This window comes from Solidesulfovibrio alcoholivorans DSM 5433 (assembly GCF_000702665.1).
GTDB lineage: Bacteria > Desulfobacterota > Desulfovibrionia > Desulfovibrionales > Desulfovibrionaceae > Solidesulfovibrio > Solidesulfovibrio alcoholivorans.
The window spans coordinates 16,913-38,719 of the sequence record NZ_JNJA01000009.1 but is presented as its reverse complement, the minus strand read 5'-3'; the positions used below and the strand labels follow the sequence as shown (position 1 = coordinate 38,719).

The following is a 21,807-nucleotide window of genomic DNA, read 5'->3' as shown; positions in this document are numbered from 1 at the left end:
TCCTTTTCAGGTCGCGTCGGGCGGTTTCGGGCCGTCCCCCGTCGCAGCGGGCCCCTGGGCGGCCGCCCGGGCCAGGGCGGCTGTGAGTTCGCGCATGTCGATGGGCTTGGCCACGTAGTCGTCGAAGCCCGCCGCGAGTATCCGTTCCCGGTAGCCCTTGACCGCATGGGCGGTCAACGCCACCACGGGCACGGCCGCGGCCGGGCCGAACACCGAGGTGTCGCGCAGCATGCCGAGCGTCTCCAGGCCGTTTAGGCCCGGCATCTCCACGTCCATCAGCACGCAGTCATAGGACGTTTTCCGCAGCATTTCCAGGGCGGCCTGGCCGGAATCCACGGCCGTGACGGCGTGCCCGCGCCGTTCGAGCAGGCGTTTGGCCACGAGCTGGTTGATGGCGTTGTCCTCGACGAGCAGGATGTCCATGGCCGGGCCATCGGTCTCCTGGACGGCGGGGGCGGAGGCGGGTTCCACGGGGCGGATCGCCTGCTCCAGCATGACGGTGAAAAAAAACGTGCTGCCTGCATTGGGCGCGGATTCGACCCACAGCCGGCCGCCCATGAGGGTGACGAGGCTTTTGCAGATGGAAAGCCCGAGCCCCGTGCCGCCGGCGCCGCGGGTGAGGCTGCCGTCGAGCTGGGTGAAGGCGTCGAAAATCCGGGCGTGCTTGTCGGCGGGGATGCCGACGCCGTCGTCGGAGACGGCGAAGAGCAGACATGCGGAAGGGATTTTCGACCGTTCCAGGGGGCATTGCAGGGGGGGCGCGGTTTCCACGCGCACGCGCACCTCGCCGTCCTTGGAAAACTTGATGCCGTTGGAAACCAGGTTGCCGACGATCTGGAGCAACCGGCCGGAGTCGCCGCGCAGCGCGTCGGGGACGTCCGGGGCGATGGCCAGGGAGAGGGCGACGCCCCGGCGGGCGGCCTGCTGGCCAAAAAGGCGCAGGCAGCGGTCCAGGGTGGCACCCAGGGAGAAAGGCTCCCGGACGAGTTCCAGCCGTCCGGCCTCGATGCGGGAAAAATCCAGGATATCGTTGATGATATCGAGCAGGGACAGGGCGGACTGGCGGGCCAGGTCGAGGTATTCGCGCTGCTCGGTGGTGAGCTCCGTTTGCAGGGCCAGCTCGGTCATGCCCATGATGCCGTTGATCGGCGTGCGCACCTCGTGGCTCATGGTGGCCAGGAATTCCGATTTGGCCTTGCTCGCGGCCTCCGCCCCCTCCATGGCGCGGGTGAGGCGCTCGCGGGTGCGCATGAGTTCGGTCACGTCCACCATGGCCTCGATGATGGCGGGCTCGTCGGGGAGCTTGCAGGCGGTCTTGTACATGACGCGCCGGCCGGAAAGCGTCATGACCGCGCACTCCCGGTCGCGCACGATGCCCGAATCGGCGCGCAGGGCCGGGCAGGTTTCCTTGTTGCACAGGTACGCCTTGCACGAGCGGCCCGGGGCGTCGCTGCCGAACAGGGCCTCGGCGGCGGGATTCTGGTATTCGAGGATGCGCTCGCCGTCCGGGGCCACGCGCACCTTGACGATGGGGATGGGCGCATTGGCGAGCACGGTTTCCAGATCCTGGCGGGCATGCGTTTCCCTGGTGACGTCGGTGGCCGTCAGCCATACCCGGGCTGGGCCGGACGCGTCCGCGGCGGCGCGGGGTTCGGCGACGATCGCCGCATGCAGGCTGCCGCCGTCCGGGCGCAGGAGCCGCAGTTCCAGGGCGGCGGGGCCGCCGGATTCGAGGATGCGGGCGATGTGGCCGCGAAAAGCCGCCTGTTCCTCCTGGAGAACGACCGTGGTGAAGGGTGTGCCGGCCATGTTTTCGGCCTCGCGCCCGAGCAGGGTCGCGGCCTTGCGGTTGGCCTCGAGGATGACCCCGTCGGCGTCCAGGGTGAAATACGCGGCCGGGGCGCGGTCGTAGAGGCGGGCGTAACGCTCCCGCGTCTCGTCCAGTTCGGTCCGGGCGCGGCGCAACGCGTCGTTTTGCCGCGCGAGCGCGGCGTGGCTTTCGTGCAGTTCGCGTCGCAAGCGGGCCACTTCGCCGGGGGAGGATTCTCCCGGTGCGCCCGCGCCGGGAGAAGACGCGGCATCGCGACGCGTGCGGTCGTTCCTGTCTTCGAAGCCTGGGCCGTCGACCATGCGGATTCCTCCGGGCACTGCGAAAATTGTCCGGGAGCGGACGCGCCCTAATTTCATAGAACAAGGGGCGGGTTGTTGGAAAGTGTCGCGGGGGGGCTTCGCGCGAGGTGTCCGGTTTTCTTTTGCCGGGCAAGAAGGTATGGACGGGAAGGCGCGGCATGCGCCCATCCCCGGACGGCTGTCCGGGCCCAAGGAGCGGACATGAAAGTGCTGGCGACGGATGGCAAGGGGCGTTTGACCGCAACCGTGGGACGCGGGTTGGCGGCGGCGTGCGCCTCCCTGGCGGTGGTCCTGGCGCTTTGCGGCGCGGCCGCGGCGCAAAAGACGGGAAGCAACTACGCCTTCGGCGCGCTACTGCCCTTGTCCGGGGCCCTGGCCGAGCGGGGCAAGACCTCCAAGGCTGCCCTGGAGCTCGCCCAGGCCGACATCAACGCCTACCTGGCCGCAAGCGGTTACGGCGGGCAGGTGAGCTTCGCCGTGGAAAATACGGGCAGCTCCCCCCAGCAGGCCCTGGAAAAGCTCAAGGCCCTGGCCTCCCGGGGCATCCGCGTGATCGTCGGCCCCTACGACGACGACGCCGTCGACGCCTGCCTGGATTTCGCCGACAAGAACAACATCCTGCTCGTCAGCCAAGGCAGTTCCCGGCCGTCGCTGGCGAAAAAGGGCGACAACCTCTTTCGCCTCTCCCCCTCGGACACCTACCAGGCCGAGGCCGTGACCAGCCTCATGCGCCAGGAGGGCGTGGCCGTGGTCGTGCCCCTGTGGCGTGGCGACCGCACGGGCGACGATCTGACCGTGCATGTCAAGGCGCGGTTCAAGCAGCTAGGCGGCACGGTCATGCCGGGCTCCCGCTTTTCCCCGGACCGCAAGGATTTCACGCCCATCCTCGACGATCTTTCCCGGCAGGTTTCCCAGGCGCAGAAATCCGCCAAGGGCGGCAAGGCGGCAATCTATTTCGCGGGCGGCGAGGAAATCGTGCCCATCCTCAAGGCCGCGTCCAAGCGGCCGGAACTGGCGGCGGTCCCCTGGTACGGTTGCGACGGCACGGCCATGTACGACCCCATCGCCAAGGACCCGGAGAGCGCTGCTTTCGCCATGAAGGTGCGTCTGGCCAGCCCGCGCTACGGCGAAGGCGGGGCCAACGTCTACTCGCTGACGGAAAAGCGCATCCAGGACAAGACCGACGTGTTCCCCGACACCCAGTCCCTGGCGGCCTACGACGCGGCCTGGGCGCTTTTCTTCACGGCGCAGGCCGTGGGCGGGGCAGGGGATTTCGCCCGGTTCAAGCAACTTCTGCCGCAGGTCTGCGAGCGCATGTACGGCGTCACGGGCTGGCTGGCCTTAAACGAGCACGGTGACCGCCGCGAGGACTGGGACTTCGATTTCTGGGTGCTCGGCAACGAGGGCGGCAAGTATTTCTGGCAAAAGGCCGCGCGCTACCAGTTCGAGCCGGGCACGGCCAAGGAGCTTTTCCTGGGGTCGGGCAAGCGCTGATCCCGCGCCGGCCGACAGTCGCCGCAAGGGGCTTTACGCGCCCGGTCCGCCTTCCGGCAGGCCGGGCATTTCTGTTGCGGCAGGCGGGGCCGGGGAGAGCTCCTCGGCGGGCAGGCTCAGCCAGACGTCCGTGCCTTCGCCTTCGCGGCTGGTCAGGCACAGGCTGCCGTCCATGAGCGCCGTGAGTCTGCGGGTGATGGCAAGCCCCAGTCCCAGGCCGCCGAAACGCCGGGTGGAACTCGCGTCCTGCTGGGTGAACGGCGCGAAAACGGCTTCCAGCTGGGCCTCGGCAATGCCGATGCCGGTATCCCGGACATGGAGCAGCAGGCGGCGGCGCGCGCCCGGACGCAGGTTTTCCCGCGACGGCGACAGGAAAAGGCGCAGCGCGGCCTCGCCTTTTTCGGTGAAGCGCACGGCGTTGGACACGAGGTTGGCCATGATCTGCCCCAGACGGGCCGGGTCGCCGACCAGGCGCGCGGGCAGGTCCGGGGCCACGACGACGCTCAGGGCGACGCCGCGGTTCCGGGCTACGGCCGCGAAGCGTTCCACCGTCTCGGCGGCCAGGCGGCGCGGATCGAACGGCTGGCGGCGCAGGAGCACGCGCCCGGCTTCGAGGCTGGCGTAATCGAGCATGGCCACGATGACTTCGTGCAGGGTCTGGCCGGCGGCCAGGGCCTGGTCCAGGCCGGCCAGGGACAGGGGCGGCAGGGGCAGTTCGCGCAGGTGCTCCAGGATGCCGAGCACGATGTTGAGCGGCGTGCGCATCTCGTGGGAGACCACGGCCAGGAATTCCGTCTTGGCCCGGCTGACGGCCTCGGCGGCCTTGCGCGCCCGGGAGAGCTCTTCGGCCCGTCGGCGCTCGGTGACGTCCATGGCCAGGCAGACCACGCCTTCTTCCCGTTCCCCCTGGCCGCGCAGCAGGGCCAGGGACACAAGGACGGGCACGTCGCGCCCGTCCTTGCACACGAGTGTCTTCTCGATGCCGGAAATGCCGCCGCCGGCCAACAGGTCCTGGTTGGCGGCGCTGTCCAGAAAGGCGCGCAGCGCATCCCCCGGCGGGAAGAGCGCCGCCGCGGGCATGCCGAGGGCTTCGCCCGGGGCGTAGCCGAGCATGTCCCCCCCGGCCCGGTTGAGCATGCGCACGCGGCCTTCCCGGTCCACCACCGCAAGGGCCTCGTTCATGTTGGCCAGGATGCTCTCCAGGGAATGGTTGGCGCGGGTGAGCGCGTCGCGCGAGGCGGCGAGGTTTTCGGTCATGGCATTGAAGGCCTGGGCCACTTCGCGCGCTTCGGCCGGTCCGTCCACGGGCGCGCGCACGCCGAGGTCCCCGTCCGCGGCCACCCGGGCCGCTTCGGCCAGCCGGGCCATGGGTCGGGCGATGCCGCCGGTCCACCACATGGCCGCAACGGTTGAGAAAAAGGCCGCCGCGGCCGCGATGGCGGCCACGAGCAGCCGCAGGCTGCTCATTTCCGCATCGATGGCCACCCGGCGCGGCAGGGTCACCAGGGCCGACAGCCCGTATTTTCCCACCGGCGCGGCGGCGACGAGATGGGGCTGGCCGTCGAAATCCGCCTGGAGCGCCACCGGCCGCTGGGCGGCCAGGGCCTTTTCCAGGGCCGAACCCGGCGCGACCTTTTCGGGCAGGGCCGCCATGCCTTCGGTGAAAAGCAGCCGGCCCCCGGCATCGGCCAGGACCGCGCCGCCGCCCTGGGTCAGGTGCAGGGCGAGCACGCCCTGGGCGATGGCCGCCACGGGCTCGGCGGCCAGGACCGCGCCTGTGGTTTCGCCGAACGGCGTGCGCCCGGCCAGGGCCAGGAAGAGCATGGGGCGTCCGCCCGCGCCGGCCGGGCGCAGGCCGTGGACGATGCGTCCCGGTTCGGCCAGGGCCGCGGCCACCACGGGATCGGCGGCCAGATCCTCGGCCCGGTCCGTGTAGCCCGCTCCCGAGGCGGCGTACTCGCGCCGGCCTTGCGCATTGACGTAGGTCAGGGCGGTGAACGTCGTGCGGTAGCGGTCGAACAGGGCCTGGAGTTCATGGTAGTTGTCCGTTTCGTGGAATTCGGCGAACTGGCGGCTCGACACGAGCAACTGCATGGCGAGCTCGCCCTGACTGGCCGTCAGGGAGGTTTCCCGGGCCAGGGATTCGGCCAGCAGGCGTATCTTTTCCCGCTCCTTGCTTTCCAGGATGGCGGCGGCGACATGAAACACGCCGCCGCCAAGGGCCAGAGTCAACAGGGCCACCAGCGCGAACTGGCCCAACAGCATCTGGTTCCTGAAGGAGCGCAGCATGGGCCGTCAGGGACTGGGCAGTGAAAACGGCAGGGGCAGGCAGCCGTAGTTCGCCATGGCCGTGCGCGCGTCGGGCAGGGCCAGGGCCTTGATGAAGCCGGCCGCGGCCGGGGAAAGGGGCTGTTTGTAGGCCAGGGCAAACGGAATGAAGATGCCGTAGGTCCCCCGGCTGACGTTTTCGGGCGTGGGCGGGACGCCGGAAAGGGCCAGGGCCTTGAGCCTGGTTCCGGTCATGGCCGATTTCGCAAAGTACCCGATGGCTCCGGGGGTGCCGGTCGTCATGGCCACGGCTTCCGGGGTGGAGTAGGCGACGGCCTGCTCCCGGCAGCCGAGATCCTCGAACCCGGCAATGGCGGCGTTTATGAGTACCCGTCCGGTCTCCGGGGTTTCGCGGCAGACCTTGCGGATGGGGCCGGCGGGCGCCCCGAGGGCCGACCAATCCGTGACCTTGCCGGAAAAGACGTCGAGGATTTGCTCCTTGGTCAGGGATTCGACGCCGGTCACCGAAGGGTTGACGGCGAAAACGATCGGCGATTTGGCGAAAACGATCTCCACGAGCCCCTGCGCCTTTTCTTCGTCGCGAAGGGGCCTTGCCGTGCGGGCCAGGGCGGCCTTGCCCGCGAGCACCGCCTTGATGCCGCCCGAGGTGCCGATGGAGTCCGGCACCTCGATGCGCGCCTCGGGATATTCGCGCATGTAGCGCGCGGCCAGGATGCGCAGCAGTTCCTCGCTGTCGCCGGTGCCGGCGATGACGAGCGGCGGCGCGTCCGCGGCCCGGGCAGGCGGCGCGGCGCACACAAGGCTGCAAAGGGTCGCGAGGGCTGCGGCGAACAGCGTTCCACGGACTCTGGCAGGTGTTCTCATGCTTCCTCCGAAGCGGCGCGGCGGGGGGCGAGGAGTTTGCGGATCGTGGCCAGAAGCCCCCAGACCGCGGCCGTGGACGCCAGGGCGAAGGCGACGATCCCCAGGCGTTCGCGCCGCATGCCGGCCATGGCGTCGGTGTAGCGCTTCGCCACGAAGCCGATGTCGAAGCGGTCGCCGAAGCGGGCCGTGTAGTCGGCCACGAGCTCCTGGTACTGGGCGTCCGGGTCCGGGCCGATGGACGTGTCGTAGGGCCGCAGGTCCTTGTCCAGGGCGTTGGCCCACAAAAGCGCCAAGCGCAGCCGGTCCTCGGCGAGCTTTTCGGGCGTGGGCCAGTCGCTGGCCGCCGCGCCGGCGGCCACGCACAGCCACAATGCCGCCAGGGCGGCGTACGCCGCGTCGCGCCCGATGCCCCGCGTCATGGCTTATTTCCTGCGCCGCCGCGACGACTTGCGCTTGGGCGTAGGCAGGGCCAGCGGCGATTCGCCGCCCTCCACGAGTCCGAGGTCCACGGAGAGGCGGCCCATGTCCACGTTGGTGAGCTCCACTTCCACCGGCTGGCCCAGGCGGAAACGCCGCCCGGTGCGCTCGCCGATCAGTTCGTGGCGCTCGGGGAAATAGGTGTAGTAGTCGTCGGACAGCGACGACAGGCGCACCATGCCCTCGGCCATGACCTCCTTGAGCTCCACCCAGAAGCCGAAATCGGCGATGGAGCCGATGACCCCGGTGAAGCGCCGGCCGACCTTGTCGGACAGGAAGTGCACGGTGACGCGCTTGAGGATCTCGCGTTCGGCCTCCATGGCCACGCGTTCGCGGCGGCTGATGTGCTCGGCCACCTTGGCGAGCCTTGCCGCGCGTTTTTCCGAGACGGGCTTGCCCGCGAAGACGTTTTTGAGCGAGCGGTGGACCACGAGGTCGGCGTAGCGGCGGATCGGCGAGGTGAAATGACAGTAGCAGGTCGAGGCCAGGCCGAAGTGCCCGTCGAGCTTGGGCGAGTAGGAGGCCTGCATCATGGTGCGCAGCGCCAGCCGGCTGACCAGGAAGTCGAGGTCCGAACCGGAGGCTTCGCGCAGGACCATGGGCAGGTCGCTCGGGCCGGGGGAAGGCGGCAGTTTCGTGGCCAGATCGGTGGTGGCGAGGAGCTTGAACAGTGCCTCGACCTTGGTCGGGTCGGACTCGGGGTGGACGCGGTAGAGCACGGGCGCGCCCTTTTCGGTCAGAAACCGCGCCACGGCCTCGTTGGCCGCGACCATGAACTCCTCCACGATCTGGTGGCCGAAATGGCGCACCTTGGGCCGGATATCCTGGGCTTCGCCCTGGAAGTTGAAGAGTATTTCCGGCTCGGGCAGGTCGAAGTCGAGGCTGCCGCGCGCGCTGCGCACGTCGTGTATGGCCCGGGCCAGGGTCTCGGCCGTGGTCAGCATGGGCAGCACCGCGGCGATGTTCTGGCGTTCCTGTTCGTCGCCGAGCAGCAGCGCCCGGTTTACCTGGGCGTAGGTGAGGCGCGCCTTGGATTCGATGACCGCCGGGTAGAAGTCCGTGCGTCCGGGCAGGCCCTTGGCCGTGAAGTCGATTTCCGCGACCATGGCCAGGCGGGGCACGTTGGGGTTCAAGCTGCACAGGCCGTTGGAGATGCGCTCGGGCAGCATCGGCTCCACGGACTGGGGGAAATAGTAGGAATTGCCGCGCTCCAGGGCCTCGGCATCCAGGGCGCTGCCTTCGGGCACGTAATGGGAGACGTCGGCGATGGCCACCCACAGCGTGTAGGCCCGGCCGCGCTTTTTCACGTAGATGGCATCGTCGAAATCCCTGGCCTTGGCCCCGTCGATGGTGACGAAGGGGATGTCGCGCAGGTCCTTCCTGCCGGCGAAGTCGGCTTCGTCCGGCACGTCGGGCAAGGCCTCGGCCTCGGCCAGGGCCTTGGCCGGGAAGGGGCCGGGGATGGCGTGGTTGAGCTTGACCAGCCGTTCCTGCACGGCCACGTCGCCCTGGGCGCCGAGCAGTTCCAGGCCCTTGCCGGAATAGAGCCTGTATTCGATCTCCTCGCCGATGCCGACGTTCATGATGTCGTCGGGGACGGGTTCGGGGTCGCCGGGGTTCGGGGGCAGGTAGTCCACCATGAAGCTCATGGTGTGGCGGCTGTCCGTGGGGCGGCACAGGAACAGGTCCACGGCCAGGCGTTTGACCACCCGGCAGGGCAGCTGCGACACGCCGCGCTCGATGACGCGGGCCACGCGGCCTTCGTGGTTCTTGTCCTTGCGCTCGCGGGTGACGGCGACGGCGACGCGGTCGCCGTGCCAGGCGTTCCCGATGTCCTTGGGGTGGATGAAGATGTCCTTGCGGCGTTTGTCGTCGGGGATGACGTAGCCCACGCCCGAGCGGCTGATTTCGAGCACGCCCGTGACGAGGCGCATGCTCTCCACAAGCCCCCAGCCCTTCTGGACCCGGATGAGCTTCCCGGCCTCGCGCAGATCTTCGAGCAGATGGCGCAGGTCATGGAATTTGAAGACAATTCCCTTGAGGCCTTGCGCCACCTCCTTGTCGGACAACGGTTTGCCGCTTTCGCGAAAAATGCGCAGCACGACGGCTGCGTCGAGGGTCGCGCCCTGTCCCTTGGGGGATTTCCCCCGTCTTCTCCTGGCTCCCATGTATCCTCCAGATGTGGCGCTCCTTGTGTCCTACCGTCCCAGGCGGCGCGGCACAAGCCCGCAGGCGCGTTGCCGGGGGCTTTCGGCCGTGATATTTGGCAAAAAAAGCATAAATGAGGAGGCAAGTCCGTCATGGACGACGCACCCTGCCGGTTGCTCGGCGAAATACGCTATCCCGAAGAATACTCCTACGAGCGGGTGGGGGAGATCGAGTCCGAGGCGGGCGAGGCCCTTGCCGGGGCCCTGGCCGGGCTCGACGTGTCGCGCCTGGAGCTTTTGCCCGGGCCGGAGTCGTTGCGGTTCGAGGCGGCCTGCGAGGCCTGTCCCCCGGAAGAGGCGGCGGCCGTGTGCGAGGCGCTGCTCGCGCTTGCCGACGACGGGCCGCTCGGGCGGCTGGTGGTCGTGCGCGGCGTGGAGGAGCCTATTTCGGTCTTCTACTTCGCCTGCGAATCCCTCGACGAGGTCACGGTCGAGCGGCCGTAGCGCCGGCGTCGAGCCACAGCGGCAGGTAGTGCCGCGCGCTGTTGAGCCGCGCGTCCATCTCGCGGCAACCCGGAACGTATTTTTCCACGACGGCCCAGAAGCGGGGCGAGTGGTTGAGCTCCACCGTGTGGCACAGCTCGTGGATCATGACCAGCCGGCACAGCTCCCAGGGCAGAAAGGCGATGGTGTAGTTGAGGCTCACGCGGCCCCTGGCCGTGCAGCTGCCCCAGCGGGTGCGCTGGGCGCGGATGGAAAGCCCCGCGTAGGCGAGCCCGGTCTCGCGCGAGACCGCGTCCAGGGCCGGGCGCAGCAGCTCCCCGGCGCGCGCGCGGCAAAACGCGCCGAGCGCCGCGCCAAGGACCACAGGGTCGCCCACGTCCCCGGCGACCACGAGCTCGCCCGGGCCGCGCGACGTCACCGCGCAGCCGGGCCGGTCCTTTGGCAGGTAGGAAAGCCCCCACTGCCGGGAAAAGGCCGTGAGCACGAGGCGCGTCGGCCGCGCCGCCGCCTCGGGGCGCGGCGAAAAGCCGCCTTCCGCGGCAAGGCGCGAAAACGTGCGCGAAATCCATTCCCGCCGGGCCTCCACGGCCTGGAGAAGAAACGCCGGCGCGATGCCCGCCGGCGCGACCACCTCGAGCCCCCGCCCCGGCAGCATGCGCAGCACGATGCCCCGCGCCCGGGCGCTCTCGCGCACGGACACGGGCAGCGCCGGCGGCAGCGCAAGGCCGATCAGCCGGGCCGTCTCCGCCGCGTCGAACGGTTTGCCGCGTCGCATTGCCATAACCTTTCAGGAGCCTATCGCCCGGAACGGGCTTGTATTCGGTCGCGCCAACGTCTACCTTCCCGGCAACCGGATAGTCGGTGGCCGCGCCGGTCGTCAAGCCGGCCAAGGGAGCAATTCCGTCATGAACCGCCTGTTGCGCTTCTGCCGTCCCCTCGTCCTGGTCCTGTTCGTGCTTGCGGTGTTCGGCTGCGCCAAACCGACGCCGCCAACCGCCCCGCTTGCGCCGCCGACCAAGGCCGTGGGCAAGGGCGAGGTCGAGGACCTGCGCGTCCTGCCCCAGGACCTGAATGCCTACCTGCGCCCGGACACCGCCGACAAGGCCCTCTATCCCCAGGAACAGATCGGGCTGCGCATGGAGAATTTCGTCCAGGAATGGACCGCTCCCTGGCGCATGAGCAAGCCGGGCTACGCGCGCAAGGCCGTGGAGGAGATCTTCCGCCGCTTCGAGAAGTCTCCGGGCTTCGCCGCGCCGGGCCAGCGCAACTCGCCGGAGTTCGCCGCCTCCCTGCACGCCGCCGCCGGTCTCGGCAGTTATCCCAACGTCGTACGCAAGGCCGTGACCGTCAAAAACACCAATCTGCGCGGCATGCCCACCGCAAGCCCGCGCTTCGCCGACCCGAGCCTGCCCGGCGAGGGCTATCCCTTCGACTATCTCCAGCACACCGCCCTGCCGCCGGGCACGCCCCTGCTCGTCACCCACGCCAGTCGCGACGGCGCATGGCTGCTCGCCGAATCCGCCCTGACCTTCGGCTGGCTGCCGGCCACGGACGTGGCCTACGTGGACGACGCGGCCGTGGCCGCCTTTTCCACGACCAAGCTCGCGGCGGTGGTCAGGGACCAGACCGCGCTGCCCGAGGTCGGGCTCACCGTGGACGTGGGCGCGATCTTTCCCCTGGCCGGGCCGCCGGACCGCTCGGGGCTTGCGGTCCTCGTGCCCGTGCGCGCCGCCTCGGGCGCGGCCGAGCTGCGCCAGGTGCGCCTGCCGGCCGGCGCGGCCGCGTCCATGCCCATGCCCATGACCCCGCGCAACGTGGCTGCGGTCGGCAACCAGTTCATGGGCAAGGTCTACGGCTGGGGCGGCATCGACGGCAAACGCGACTGCTCGGCGCTTACCCACGACCTGTTCGTGCCGTTCGGCATCTACCTGCCGCGCAATTCCGCAAGCCAGGCCGCCTACGGCGGTTCGGTGCCCCTTGGCGACCTGCCGGGCGACCAGAAGGAGTCGACCATCCTCAGCCAGGGCGTGCCATTCGCCACGCTGGTGTGGATGCAGGGTCACATCCTCGTCTACGTGGGCCAATACAAGGGACGGCCCGTGGTCTACCACGACATGTGGGGCTTCCACACGTTCAACGAAGGTGGCCGCGACGGCCGGCTGGTGATCGGCCGGGCCGTGGTCACGACGCTGCGGGCCGGGGAAGAGGTGCCGGCCGTGGGGCCGACCCACATTCTGCTCAACCGCGTGCGGTCCATGTCGATTCTGGCACGGCCGTACTGAACCGCCGCGCGTTTTCGGCCGCCGGCCCGTCCGCGCCGCGCGCGGCGGGCGCAGCCGTCCGGGAGGGGACGGCGCCTGGCGTCGCGGCCGGCGCAGGGAGGAGAGGATGCGCAATATCCTGGGCTGGACGAGCCTTTGCTTCACCGCCGGGCTGGTCGGGGGGCTGGCCGGCAGCGTGCTGCTGTGGATGGCAGGAAGCTACGGCTGGACCGCGGCGATGCAGGTGAACCTGGCGCCGCAGTGGACCCTGGACTGGCTTTTTCCGCGACTGATCTGGGGCGGCGTCTGGGGGCTGCTGCTCGTCCCCCGTTTCCTGCCGCGCTCCGTTTTCTGGCGTGGGCTTTGCGTAAGCCTCGCGCTCACCCTGGCCCAGTTGCTGGTGGCGTTCCCGGCAGACCCCGACAAGGGGCTGTGGGGCCTTGGGCTCGGCGCCCTGACCCCGGTGGTGGTCCTCGTCGTCAACGCGGTCTGGGGCTGGGTCGCGGCCTTGTGGCTGGTCCTTGCCGACGACGCGCCCAGGGGCTTTTCGCGCCTGCGCTGAGGGCCGCTTCGCGGCGCGTCACAGCGCCCGCTGGAAGATGCGCTCCACCACCCCGGCGTCCACGCGCAGCGGCGCAAGGGGCAAAAGCATCCTGGACAGCGGCGAGCGCAGCGTCATGCGCGTGAGCGCGGGCACGTCGGCCCCGGTGAAGTAGGTGGTCATGCGCGCCGGCTGGCCGATCGCCTCGAACCACTCCCGCAACCCGCGTTCCGCCGCCGTGGCCTCGCCGGGCAGGCCGCGCAGTCCCGGCACGATGGGCTCCAGCACCTCGGCCAGGGCCTCGGGCGCGGCCGGATAGATTTCCCGCAACACCGCCGGCAGGAGGATGCCGAGCCCCTCGCCGTGACTGATGTCGGCGTTGAGCGCGCTCATGGCGTGTTCCAGGGCATGGCACACGTGCAGCATGCCCCGGTCGAAGCTCATGCCGGCGATGGCCGAGGCGTAGAGCAGCCAGTAGCGCGCGGCGAGATGCTCGGGCTGGGCCAGGGCCGTGGGCAGGTAGGCGGCGATGAGCCGCACGGCTTCCTTGCCGAGGACAACGGAATAGGGCGAGGCCGTGACGGCCGTGGCCGCCTCCAGGGCGTGGCTCAGGGCGTCGAGGGTCGTGAACAGGGTCTCGCGCGGGGGCAGCGAGGTCGTCAGGCTCGGGTCCTCGATGGCGTAGGTCGGATAGAGGTGGGGCGAGCGCAGGGCGGGCTTGTCCTCGCCGTCGGCTTGCGCCGCGGCGAAGCAATCGCATTCCGAACCCGACCCATGGGTGGTGTTGACTGCGACGATGGGCAACGCGCCGCTGATGGGCACGCCTTTTTCGTAGAAATCCGAAGCTTTGCGTATGGGGTGCCGCAGCAGCGCCGCCGCGGTCTTGGCCGTGTCGATGGCGCTGCCGCCGCCGATGCCGAGCACCGCCTTGGCCCCGAGCTCCCGGCCGAGCTTGGCCGCGGCTTCGCCGTTGGCGAAGGTGGGGTTCGAGCGCACGCCGTCGTAATGTTCGAACGCCACGTGCCGCGAGAGCATGGGCAGGATGGCGTTCCACGCGCCGCTGGCCTTGTAGCCCACGGCGTCCGTGACCACGAGCAGTCTGTCCTGGCCGGCGGCGGCCATTTCCCGCAGGATGCCGTCGAGTTGCGCCAGCGCACCGACGCCGAAGAAGGTCTTGGGCCTTGTGGCCTGTAACAGGAACACCCTGCGGATATCTATTTTGGCTTCCCAGCCGCTCATGTCGCGCCTCCCGGTCTGCGTTCCGTGCGGGCAGGTCCACGGCTTGCCGGGGTAGGAAAGATCAATTCCCGTGCCATCATCTATAGCTAAATTATTTCGATAAGTTAAAATATTTCCCTGGACGCGGCGTGGCCATATCACCCCGCCCGGGTGTTGCGCGGGCATCATTGCGCCCCTTCGGGCGGCGGCAAGCGGCCTGGGCCGGGGGTTGCCGCGATTGGGTAAGAAGGAAACGCTGTCGGCGCACGGTGGGAATAGTTGACCCGTAAAGGTTTCCCCCGTGTACGGTATCGGCGCAAGGAACCGGGCCGCACCTCCCTGCGGGGGAGGGCGGCCCGGTTCGATAAAGCCTGAGAAAAACCGTTTTGCCGGATAGTTACGGGCTGACCGTGGTGGAGCGGTTGACGTCGGCGCTGTTTCCCTGGGGGCCGGTGTAGGTGGTGGTGTTGCTCCAGGTCTTGGTCGCCGGGTCCCACTGTCCCTGGGAACTTCTGTTCACGGAGTTCTGGTTGGGGCCGGTGTAGGTGCCGCTGTGGGTGTAGCCGCCGGGCGTGCGCGTGGTCGTGGCGGCCCGCGAGGTCGTCGCGCCGCCGGGGCCGGTGGCGGTGCTGCCGCTGCTCCAGGTCCGGGTGGCGGGGTTGTACTGTCCGGCGGAGTTGCGGGTGACGGCGTTGTTGTTGGGACCCGTGGTCGTGGCGCTGCGGCTGTAGCCGCCGGGCGTGCGCACGGTCGTGGCCTCGTTGGTGGCGCTGCGGCCGCCGGGGCCGGTGACCGTGCTTTTGCGGCGAAACGCCTCGCCGGGGGCAGCCAGGGTCAGGCACAGGCCAAGGGTCAGGGCCAGGACGGCGGCGGGACGCGATACGTTCATGGGGCTTCTCCTGCGGGTTGGCACGGCTTGGGTTGCGGGGGCGGGCAAGGGCCCGCATCTCACATGCCTACAGCAGATGCCAAGGCCGTGCCAAGCGGGAGGCGCGGCGCGCCGGCTGGAGCGCTCAGGAGAGTTTTCTTTGCCAGGCGTAGTATTGCGTGCCGCGCGAGGGGACTTCTTCCGCGCCCTTTTCTTTGATGATGTTCAAATTCTCATTGATGACATGTCCATAGCTCATCCTGAGGAATTGCAGTTTCTCGCAGTCCTCAAATTCGCCGCACTGCCAGCATCCGTCGTATTTCTTTGATTCCAAGCATTTCAAAGCCTTGCATTTTGCCGTCTCGCCGCCGGTCGAGCACCCGCCGGCCTCGCGGCAAGTCGTCTTGCATTGAATGTTGCTGATGCCGTCGAGGACTTTCATGAATGCGGGCATGTCCTTGAAGAGGCCAAGTCTGTCGGAGAGCTTGCTGTGCGCCGCGGCGTTGTCCGATTCCAGATGCGCTCTCATGGCGTCGATCGTTTTTTCATTGCTGCACAAAGTCAAAAAGACATCCAACTTCGAGTCGACAAGGAGTTGTTTTAGTTTGGCTGCGGTTTCGTAGATATCTTTCTTGTAAAACATGCAATCGTAGCAGGTTAATCCGCATGGGCAGACAAGCTTCTTGTCCATTTGGCCTCCAGCAGTCAGGCGGCGTTTCGAAAACCGGGCGTGCGGCCTGGCGTCGTTTCGACGAAATAGCGTCAGTTAGTGCATGCCCTCCGGCATGTTGGAACCCATGGGCGGCTTTTTCATGATCCACATGAGCACGGCGAGCCCGAGGAACATCAGGCCCTGGGCGTGGAAGACGTCGCAAAAGGCCATGGCGTTGGCCTGCTGGAGCATGAGCTTGTACATGGCGGCCGAGGCCATCTGCGCCGCGTCGTGGACGCCCAGGAACTTGGCTTCGAGGTAGCTTTTTATTTGCGCGTAGGTCGTCTGGTAGGTCAGGTCGTAGGGGGTGAGGTTCTCGATCAGGCGCGCCTGGTGGAACTGCGCACGGCGGGCGAGCAGCGTGGTGACGAAGGCCACGCCGAAGGAGCCGCCGAGGTTTCGCAGCAGGTTGAACACCGCCGAGGCGTTGTTCATGCCCTGCTTGGGGATGTAGGCCATGGTCAGGTAGGACAGCGGCACGAAGAAGAAGGCGATGCCGATGGCCTGGATGTTGCGCGCGGTGATTGCCGTGCCGAGGTCGATGCCCAGGCTGAACCCGGCCATGTTGAACAGGGAATAGGCGCTGACGAGGAGCCCGATAAAGAGGATGAAGCGGGCGTCGATCTTTTGCGTCAGCTTGCCGACCGCGGGCAGGATGACGAGCATGATGAGCCCGCCCGGGCCGAGCACGACGCCGGAAAGAAACGCCGTGTAGCCCATGAGGTTTTGCAGGTAGAGCGGCAAAAGCACGATGGCCCCGAAAAAGGCGAAGAACCCGAAGAACATGACCATGTTGCCCGTGGCGAAACTGCGGTCCTTGAAGACGCGCAGATCGACGATGGGTTCCTTGATCCGCAGTTCCCAGACGAGGAAGGCGGTCAGGCAGATCACGGCGATGACGGAAAGGGCCAGGATGAAGTCGTTGTTGAACCAGTCGTCCTGCTGGCCCTTGTCGAGCACGATCTGCAGGCAACCGAGCCCCACGCTCAAAAACGCCAGCCCCACGTAGTCCACGGAATCGCCTTTCTTGCGCCGCTCCAGGTAGTCGGGGTCCTTGATGTAGAGCCAGATGAGCCCGATGGCGAGTACGCCCACCGGCACGTTGATGTTGAAGATCCAGCGCCAGGAATAGTTGTCCGTGATGTAGCCGCCAAGCAGCGGCCCGAGGATGGGGCCGAGGACCGCGCCCATGGCGAAGATGGCCATGGCCAGGCCGCGTTCCCGGGGGGGATAGGCCTCGAGCAGGATGGCCTGGGACATGGGTTGCAGCCCGCCGCCGCCGATGCCTTGGACGATGCGGAAAAACACGAGCATGCCGAGGCTCGTCGCCAGCCCGCAGAGCATGGAGGCGACGGTGAAGACGACCACCGACAGCAGCAGGTAATTGCGCCGTCCGAGCACCTTCGAGAGGAATCCGCTGATGGGGATGACGATGGCGTTGGAAACCAGATACGAGGTGAGCACCCAGGTCACCTCGTCCTGGCCGGCGGAAAGGCTGCCCTGGATGTGCCCCAGGGCGACGTTGGCGATGGAGGTGTCGAGGATCTCGATCAGCGTGGGCACCATCACCGCGAGGGTGATGCACCACTTGTTGGGGGCGCGTTCGCTCATGGATCAGTCGACGTGGATGGTGGGCACGACGCTCATGCCCAGGCGCAGTTTGGGCAGTTCGCCGTTTTCCTTGTCGAAGACGATCTTGACCGGGATGCGCTGCACGATCTTCACGTAGTTGCCCGTGGCGTTTTCCGTGGGGAACAGGGAGAAGACCGCGCCCGTGCCGGCCATGATGGAATCGACCCTGCCCGTGATCTCGCGGCCGGGGTAGGTGTCCACCTCCATGGTCACGCGCTGGCCGGGGTGGACGTTTTTAAGCTGCGTTTCCTTGTAGTTGGCCGTGACCCACAACTCGTCCGCGTCGAGCGGCACGATGGTCATGAGCGACTGGCCGGCGGACACCAGCCGGCCGGATTCGATCTGCTTTTTGGTCACGTGCCCGGCAACCGGCGCGACGATGCGGGTATAGCCCAGGTTGAGCTCGGCCTGGCGGACCTTTTCCCTGGCCAGTTCGACCCTGGCCTGCTGGGCCGCGGCTTCCTTGGTCTGGATGACGGCCTGGTCCTCGCCGGTCCTGGCCAGGTCGATCTGGGACCCCAGGCGCTTGATGTCGGCCTGGATGGATTCGAGGCCGCGCGCCGCGGCGGCGGCCTTGGCCTGGGCCGCGCGCAGTTCGGCCTCGTGGCCCCGGCGCTTGTTTTCGATGTTGTCGAGGTCGGACTGGGAAACCACGTCCTTGAGCCGCAGCTGGCTGATACGCGTGTAGTCGAGCTTGTCCTGGTCGAGCTGGGCCTGGATCTGCGCCACGAGCTGGTCGGCGGCGTCGCGTTCCTTGACGGCCTGGTCCAGGCCGCGTTGCTGCGCTTCGAGTTGGGCCTTGGCCGAATCGACCCGGGAGGAGGTCTGGGACCGTTGCAACGGCACGCCGAGGTCCTGGGCGGCGAGTTGCGCCTCGGCCGCGGCCAGGTCGGCCTTGGCCTGGGCCAGGGCCACGGCGTAGTCCGTGGGGTCGAGCACCACCAGCACGTCGCCTTTGGCCACGAGCTGGTTGTCGGTCACGGGCACCTCGTTGACGTAGCCGGCCACGCGCGGGGTGATGGGATGGACCCGGCCGTCGACGAAGGCGTCGTCCGTGGCCACGAGCCCCCGGGTGTAGAGGTAGTAGCCGAAGCTGACGATCACGAGCACGGCCACGACGCCGAGCACGATGCGCTTGCGTTTGGACGGCGGGCCCTCGGGTTTGTGCTTGGAACGGAAGATCGGCTTCATGCGGGGTCCTTTGGTTCGGGCATGGCGTCCAGACGCGTTTCGATGTTGGCGAGGATGCGCCGCAGGTGGTCGCGGTCCTCGGGGGGGACGTCGGCAAAGGCCTCGGCGGCGTAGGCGCGCACCAGGGGCACGAGGTGTTCGACCAGGCCACGGCCGGCCGCGGTCAGGAAGATGCGCTGGCTGCGGCGGTCGTTGGCGTCGCGGCGGCGTTCGGCCAGGACCTTGCTCTCCAGCCGGTCCAGGATGCGGGTGATGCTGGTCTTGTCCTTGACCGTGCGCTCGCCGAGCTCCACCTGGGTCAGCCCCTGGCTTTCGTAGAGCCGGTAGAGCACCACCCATTGCTCCGGGGTGACGTCGTGTCCCGCCGCGGTGAACGCGCGGCGCAGCCCCATCTTGAGGCGGTGCGCCGTGTGGCCGATGGCGTACCCCACGGCGGTGTCGAGATCGTAGGAAAAAGGTGCGTTCATGCTGACGCCTTGTTTTGGTTGTCGTGCGGAAAATATACATGCCAATCATTGCCGTCAAGGCAGGTGGCGCATTGCCGCCGCAGCACTGTTCTGGCAGTGTGCGAAGGCAAGTGCGGGAGGAGGTTCGCCATGGAAGCGTTCAAGCGGCTGACGCGGGCCGTGGGGGACATGGTCCGTTTCAAGGACCACGCGAAGCCCCGGCTGACGGCCCTGGAGATCTTCAAATACGTGGGGCCGGGGCTGCTCGTCACGGTGGGCTTCATCGACCCGGGCAACTGGGCCTCCAACGTGGCCGCGGGGTCGGATTTCGGCTACAAGCTCCTGTGGATGGTTTCGCTTTCCACGCTGATGCTGATCGTGCTCCAGCACAACGCCGCGCACCTCGGCATCGCCACGGGCCTGTGCCTGTCCGAGGCGGCCATGAAACACCTGCCGCGCCCGGTGGCGGCGACAGCGCTCGGCACGGCCGTGGCGGCGGCGGTGTCCACGGCCCTGGCCGAGCTGCTCGGCGGGGCCATCGCCCTGCGCATGCTGTTCGGGCTGCCGCTCCCCGCCGGCACCTGCCTGACCCTGGTCGTGGTCTTGTGGATGCTTTTTGCCAAATCCTACCGAAGGCTGGAAAAATACATCATCGGCTTCGTGTCGCTCATCGGGCTGTCGTTTGTCTTCGAGCTGTCCCTGGTGCACGTCGATTGGGGGCAGGCCATGGCCGGCTGGGTCACGCCGCGCCTGCCCGAGGGCTCGCTGCCCGTGGTCATGAGCGTGCTCGGGGCCGTGGTCATGCCGCACAACCTCTTCCTGCACTCCGAGGTGATCCAGAGCCGCCAGTGGAACCTGGACAAGCCGGAGATGATCGAGCGCCAGCTCAAGTACGAATACCTGGACACGCTATTTTCCATGCTGGTCGGCTTTTGCATCAACAGCGCCATGATCCTGCTCGCGGCGGCGGCCTTTTTCAGCCAGCACATCTCGGTGGCGGAGCTGGACCAGGCCAAGGCGCTGCTTTCGCCGCTGGTCGGGCCGGCGGCGGGGCTGGTGTTCGCGGTGAGCCTGCTTTTCGCCGGCGTGGCCTCGTCGGTGACGGCGGGCATGGCCGGGGGCAGCATCTTCGCGGGCATCTTCGGTGAGCCCTACGACATCCGCGACAGCCATTCGCGCCTGGGCGTGGTCATCACCCTGGTCGGCGCGGCCGTGGCCATCCTGTTCGTGGGCGATCCGCTGAAGGGCCTCATCTGGTCGCAGATCGCGCTTTCGATCCAGCTGCCCATCACCATCCTGCTGCAAATCGGGCTGACCTCGCGCCGCGCGGTCATGGGGCCCTACGCCAACCGGCCGTTCACCACGGCCGTGCTGCTCGTGGTCGCGGCGGTGGTGATAGCGCTCAACATCATGCTGCTCATCGACACCCTGGCCTGAGACGGCCGGGATGCGCCGCACGCGGGTCGCAGCCGTCCTTTTGCAAAGGCGTGCGGGCCGTGCGGCAGGCCGCCGCGCGGCCGCAAACAAAAACGCCGTCGTCCGGACCAGCCGGGCGGCGGCGTTCTCCCCTCACGAAAACCGGAAAGCTACTTTTTCTTGGCTTTCTTGCCCTTCTTGACGGGGGCGGCCTTGTCCGGGCCGGGGTAGTTGGTGACCATGCCGCCCATCTTCATGCACTCGTTGACGCTGGCGACCATGGAGGTCGTACCGCCGACGTTGCATTCCCAGGTGGCCTTGGCGGCCTTTTTGGAGACCTTCTTGCCCTTGGCGAAAGCCGGGGCGGCGGACAGGGCCAGCGTGAGCGCAGCAGCCAAAACGATGAACTTTTTCATGGGTTCCCTCCTCGAACGGAACTTTTTCAACTGCATATAACGCTCTTGGGGGGAGCGCAAGCAACGCTGCGGGAAAAAGAAAAAAGCGCATGTGCGGAATTGGCGGTTCGTATGGCGTTGCATGGAAGTATTTTGGGAAAATGGATAAATAGGATAACGTATTGATAAAGGTTGCGTTTAAATGCGCAATTTATCCTGGAAATAAAATTTGAAATTCCTGGGAACAAAGTGGGTGCTGCTGAAGCATCTTGCGGGAGATGATTGCATATCGGCATGTATCGTTGTATTTATATGGGGATAATACCCTGGGATATGGATTGAAGCGGAGGCGATCTGGAGAAAGGCGTTTCTTGGCATTCCGAAATGCCCGTGTGTCAATTGCGCAACACCAGGTAGATCGTGCTCGTCAGCAGGTCGTCGGCCGGATAGGCGCAAGCCAGTTGCGGCGGCGGGACGAATTCGCCCGAAACCCGCACCGGCAGCGCCGACAGCACGGTCAGGCCCGAGGCCTGGGCGAAGTAGAGCAGCTGGCGCACCGTCAGGCGGTTGAGGTCCAGGAATTGTTCGACGAGATGTTTTTTGAACCCCGCGAAATCGTTTTTCGCGTAGAGCAGGTCGCCCTTGTCGTCTTCCCTGGCCCCGTCTGCGGCCTCCCTGGCCCGGCTCGCGAACGCGGCCGCGCTCTCCAGCAGATGGCCCCAGGGCGTGGGCACGAGGCGTTGCAGGTGGGAGCCGAACGGCGAGTAATAGAGCGGGTCGATCTGGATCAGGCAGTGCCCGCCCGGCCGCAGCACGCGGCGCAAGGCCGCCAGGGCGGTTCCCACGTCGTGCAGGTGCTCGAACACCGACCAGGAATAGACCGCGTCGAAGCTGCCGTCGGCAAAGGGCAACGCGCAGTCCGGCGCGACGCGCACGAAGGAGAGGGTTTCGGGCAGGGCGTCCATGCCGCAGTTGGCCGCGGCCAGGACCGGCAGGTGGCGGAAGGAGGCGTTGATGTCCACGCCGACAACCGCGCCGACGCCGAACCGGGTGAGCCCCAGGGCCGTGATGCCGTCGCCGCAGCCGAAATCAAGGATACGCGTGCCCTCGAGCGCCATGCGTTCGGCCAGAAATCCGTGGATGATGCGGGCGGCATGCAGGAAATGGTTCTCAAACCAGCTGTCCATGACGCCCCGCTTGCAGTGGAAAGTACAACACCGGG

19 protein-coding genes are annotated in these 21,807 nt (G+C 67.6%); 5 read left to right on the top strand and 14 right to left on the bottom strand.

All coding sequences use genetic code 11. The features are described from left to right. Positions 1 to 6 precede the first annotated feature (6 nt). A complete protein-coding gene (locus Q368_RS23985; RefSeq protein WP_052360193.1) occupies positions 7 to 2,130 on the bottom strand; it encodes a hybrid sensor histidine kinase/response regulator in 2,124 nt (707 codons plus the stop codon). Between the two features lie 201 nt (positions 2,131 to 2,331). On the opposite strand from Q368_RS23985, the gene Q368_RS0115415 reads away from it, so the two are divergent. Further along, positions 2,332 to 3,624 (top strand): ABC transporter substrate-binding protein, encoded by a 1,293-nt coding sequence (locus Q368_RS0115415; protein ID WP_052360192.1) that lies wholly within the window; start codon positions 2,332 to 2,334, stop codon positions 3,622 to 3,624. Between the two features lie 33 nt (positions 3,625 to 3,657). Here the strand turns inward: Q368_RS0115415 and Q368_RS0115410 are convergent, their stop codons facing one another. From Q368_RS0115410 to rnr, 4 genes are read right to left on the bottom strand one after another with little or no spacing between them, the layout of a single operon-like run. Further along, positions 3,658 to 5,913, bottom strand: coding sequence for an ATP-binding protein (locus Q368_RS0115410; protein WP_084158829.1), 2,256 nt, complete (start codon positions 5,911 to 5,913; stop codon positions 3,658 to 3,660). Positions 5,914 to 5,919: 6 nt separating this feature from the next. Beyond that, on the bottom strand, positions 5,920 to 6,777 hold the full coding sequence (locus Q368_RS0115405; protein WP_029459948.1) for a substrate-binding domain-containing protein: 858 nt from the start codon (positions 6,775 to 6,777) through the stop codon (positions 5,920 to 5,922). Further along, entirely contained in the window at positions 6,774 to 7,196 is a 423-nt protein-coding gene (locus Q368_RS0115400) for a hypothetical protein (protein WP_029459947.1), read from the bottom strand. Before Q368_RS0115400 ends, Q368_RS0115405 begins: the two co-directional genes overlap by 4 nt. A gap of 3 nt (positions 7,197 to 7,199) precedes the next feature. Continuing rightward, positions 7,200 to 9,422 carry a ribonuclease R gene (gene rnr / locus Q368_RS0115395; RefSeq protein ID WP_029459946.1) on the bottom strand — a complete coding sequence of 741 codons (2,223 nt, stop codon included), beginning with the start codon at positions 9,420 to 9,422 and terminating at the stop codon, positions 7,200 to 7,202. Positions 9,423 to 9,554: 132 nt separating this feature from the next. Between rnr and Q368_RS0115390 the strand changes: the two genes are divergently transcribed. Next, positions 9,555 to 9,905, top strand: coding sequence for a hypothetical protein (locus Q368_RS0115390; protein WP_029459945.1), 351 nt, complete (start codon positions 9,555 to 9,557; stop codon positions 9,903 to 9,905). Here the strand turns inward: Q368_RS0115390 and Q368_RS0115385 are convergent. Further along, positions 9,886 to 10,680 (bottom strand): M48 family metallopeptidase, encoded by a 795-nt coding sequence (locus Q368_RS0115385; RefSeq protein WP_029459944.1) that lies wholly within the window; start codon positions 10,678 to 10,680, stop codon positions 9,886 to 9,888. The two genes, Q368_RS0115390 and Q368_RS0115385, sit on opposite strands and share 20 nt — an antisense overlap. A 130-nt stretch (positions 10,681 to 10,810) precedes the next feature. Here Q368_RS0115385 and Q368_RS0115380 point away from each other — a divergent pair, with 130 nt between their 5' ends. Both Q368_RS0115380 and Q368_RS0115375 read left to right on the top strand, forming a co-directional pair. Next, a complete protein-coding gene (locus tag Q368_RS0115380) occupies positions 10,811 to 12,187 on the top strand; it encodes an SH3 domain-containing protein (protein WP_029459943.1) in 1,377 nt (458 codons plus the stop codon). Between the two features lie 106 nt (positions 12,188 to 12,293). Further along, positions 12,294 to 12,728, top strand: coding sequence for a hypothetical protein (locus Q368_RS0115375; RefSeq protein WP_029459942.1), 435 nt, complete (start codon positions 12,294 to 12,296; stop codon positions 12,726 to 12,728). 18 nt (positions 12,729 to 12,746) lie between these two features. Here Q368_RS0115375 and Q368_RS0115370 read toward each other — a convergent pair whose 3' ends face one another. The 6 genes from Q368_RS0115370 to Q368_RS0115345 form a co-directional block, all read right to left on the bottom strand. After that, on the bottom strand, positions 12,747 to 13,946 hold the full coding sequence (locus Q368_RS0115370) for an iron-containing alcohol dehydrogenase (RefSeq protein WP_029459941.1): 1,200 nt from the start codon (positions 13,944 to 13,946) through the stop codon (positions 12,747 to 12,749). A gap of 376 nt (positions 13,947 to 14,322) precedes the next feature. Beyond that, the gene (locus tag Q368_RS26770; RefSeq protein ID WP_211249786.1) at positions 14,323 to 14,814 is read right to left on the bottom strand and encodes a hypothetical protein; all 492 of its coding nucleotides are present in this window, start codon (positions 14,812 to 14,814) and stop codon (positions 14,323 to 14,325) included. A 124-nt stretch (positions 14,815 to 14,938) separates the two neighbouring features. After that, positions 14,939 to 15,484 carry a DUF3795 domain-containing protein gene (locus Q368_RS23980; protein WP_052360191.1) on the bottom strand — a complete coding sequence of 182 codons (546 nt, stop codon included), beginning with the start codon at positions 15,482 to 15,484 and terminating at the stop codon, positions 14,939 to 14,941. A 75-nt stretch (positions 15,485 to 15,559) separates the two neighbouring features. Beyond that, the gene (locus tag Q368_RS0115355; protein WP_029459938.1) at positions 15,560 to 17,116 is read right to left on the bottom strand and encodes a DHA2 family efflux MFS transporter permease subunit; all 1,557 of its coding nucleotides are present in this window, start codon (positions 17,114 to 17,116) and stop codon (positions 15,560 to 15,562) included. A gap of 3 nt (positions 17,117 to 17,119) precedes the next feature. After that, positions 17,120 to 18,328 (bottom strand): HlyD family secretion protein, encoded by a 1,209-nt coding sequence (locus Q368_RS0115350; protein ID WP_029459937.1) that lies wholly within the window; start codon positions 18,326 to 18,328, stop codon positions 17,120 to 17,122. Beyond that, on the bottom strand, positions 18,325 to 18,795 hold the full coding sequence (locus Q368_RS0115345) for a MarR family winged helix-turn-helix transcriptional regulator (RefSeq protein ID WP_029459936.1): 471 nt from the start codon (positions 18,793 to 18,795) through the stop codon (positions 18,325 to 18,327). Before Q368_RS0115345 ends, Q368_RS0115350 begins: the two co-directional genes overlap by 4 nt. A 129-nt stretch (positions 18,796 to 18,924) precedes the next feature. Here Q368_RS0115345 and Q368_RS0115340 point away from each other — a divergent pair, with 129 nt between their 5' ends. Next, positions 18,925 to 20,211, top strand: a complete 1,287-nt coding sequence (locus Q368_RS0115340; RefSeq protein ID WP_029459935.1) for an Nramp family divalent metal transporter — start codon at positions 18,925 to 18,927, stop codon at positions 20,209 to 20,211. A 149-nt stretch (positions 20,212 to 20,360) separates the two neighbouring features. On the opposite strand, the gene Q368_RS0115335 is transcribed toward Q368_RS0115340, so the two are convergent. Together Q368_RS0115335 and Q368_RS0115330 are read right to left on the bottom strand one after the other, a co-directional pair. Beyond that, complete coding sequence (locus tag Q368_RS0115335; RefSeq protein ID WP_029459934.1) at positions 20,361 to 20,606, bottom strand: hypothetical protein; 246 nt, start codon at positions 20,604 to 20,606, stop codon at positions 20,361 to 20,363. A 374-nt stretch (positions 20,607 to 20,980) separates the two neighbouring features. Further along, positions 20,981 to 21,772 (bottom strand): class I SAM-dependent methyltransferase, encoded by a 792-nt coding sequence (locus Q368_RS0115330; RefSeq protein ID WP_029459933.1) that lies wholly within the window; start codon positions 21,770 to 21,772, stop codon positions 20,981 to 20,983. Between the last annotated feature and the right edge of the window lie 35 nt (positions 21,773 to 21,807).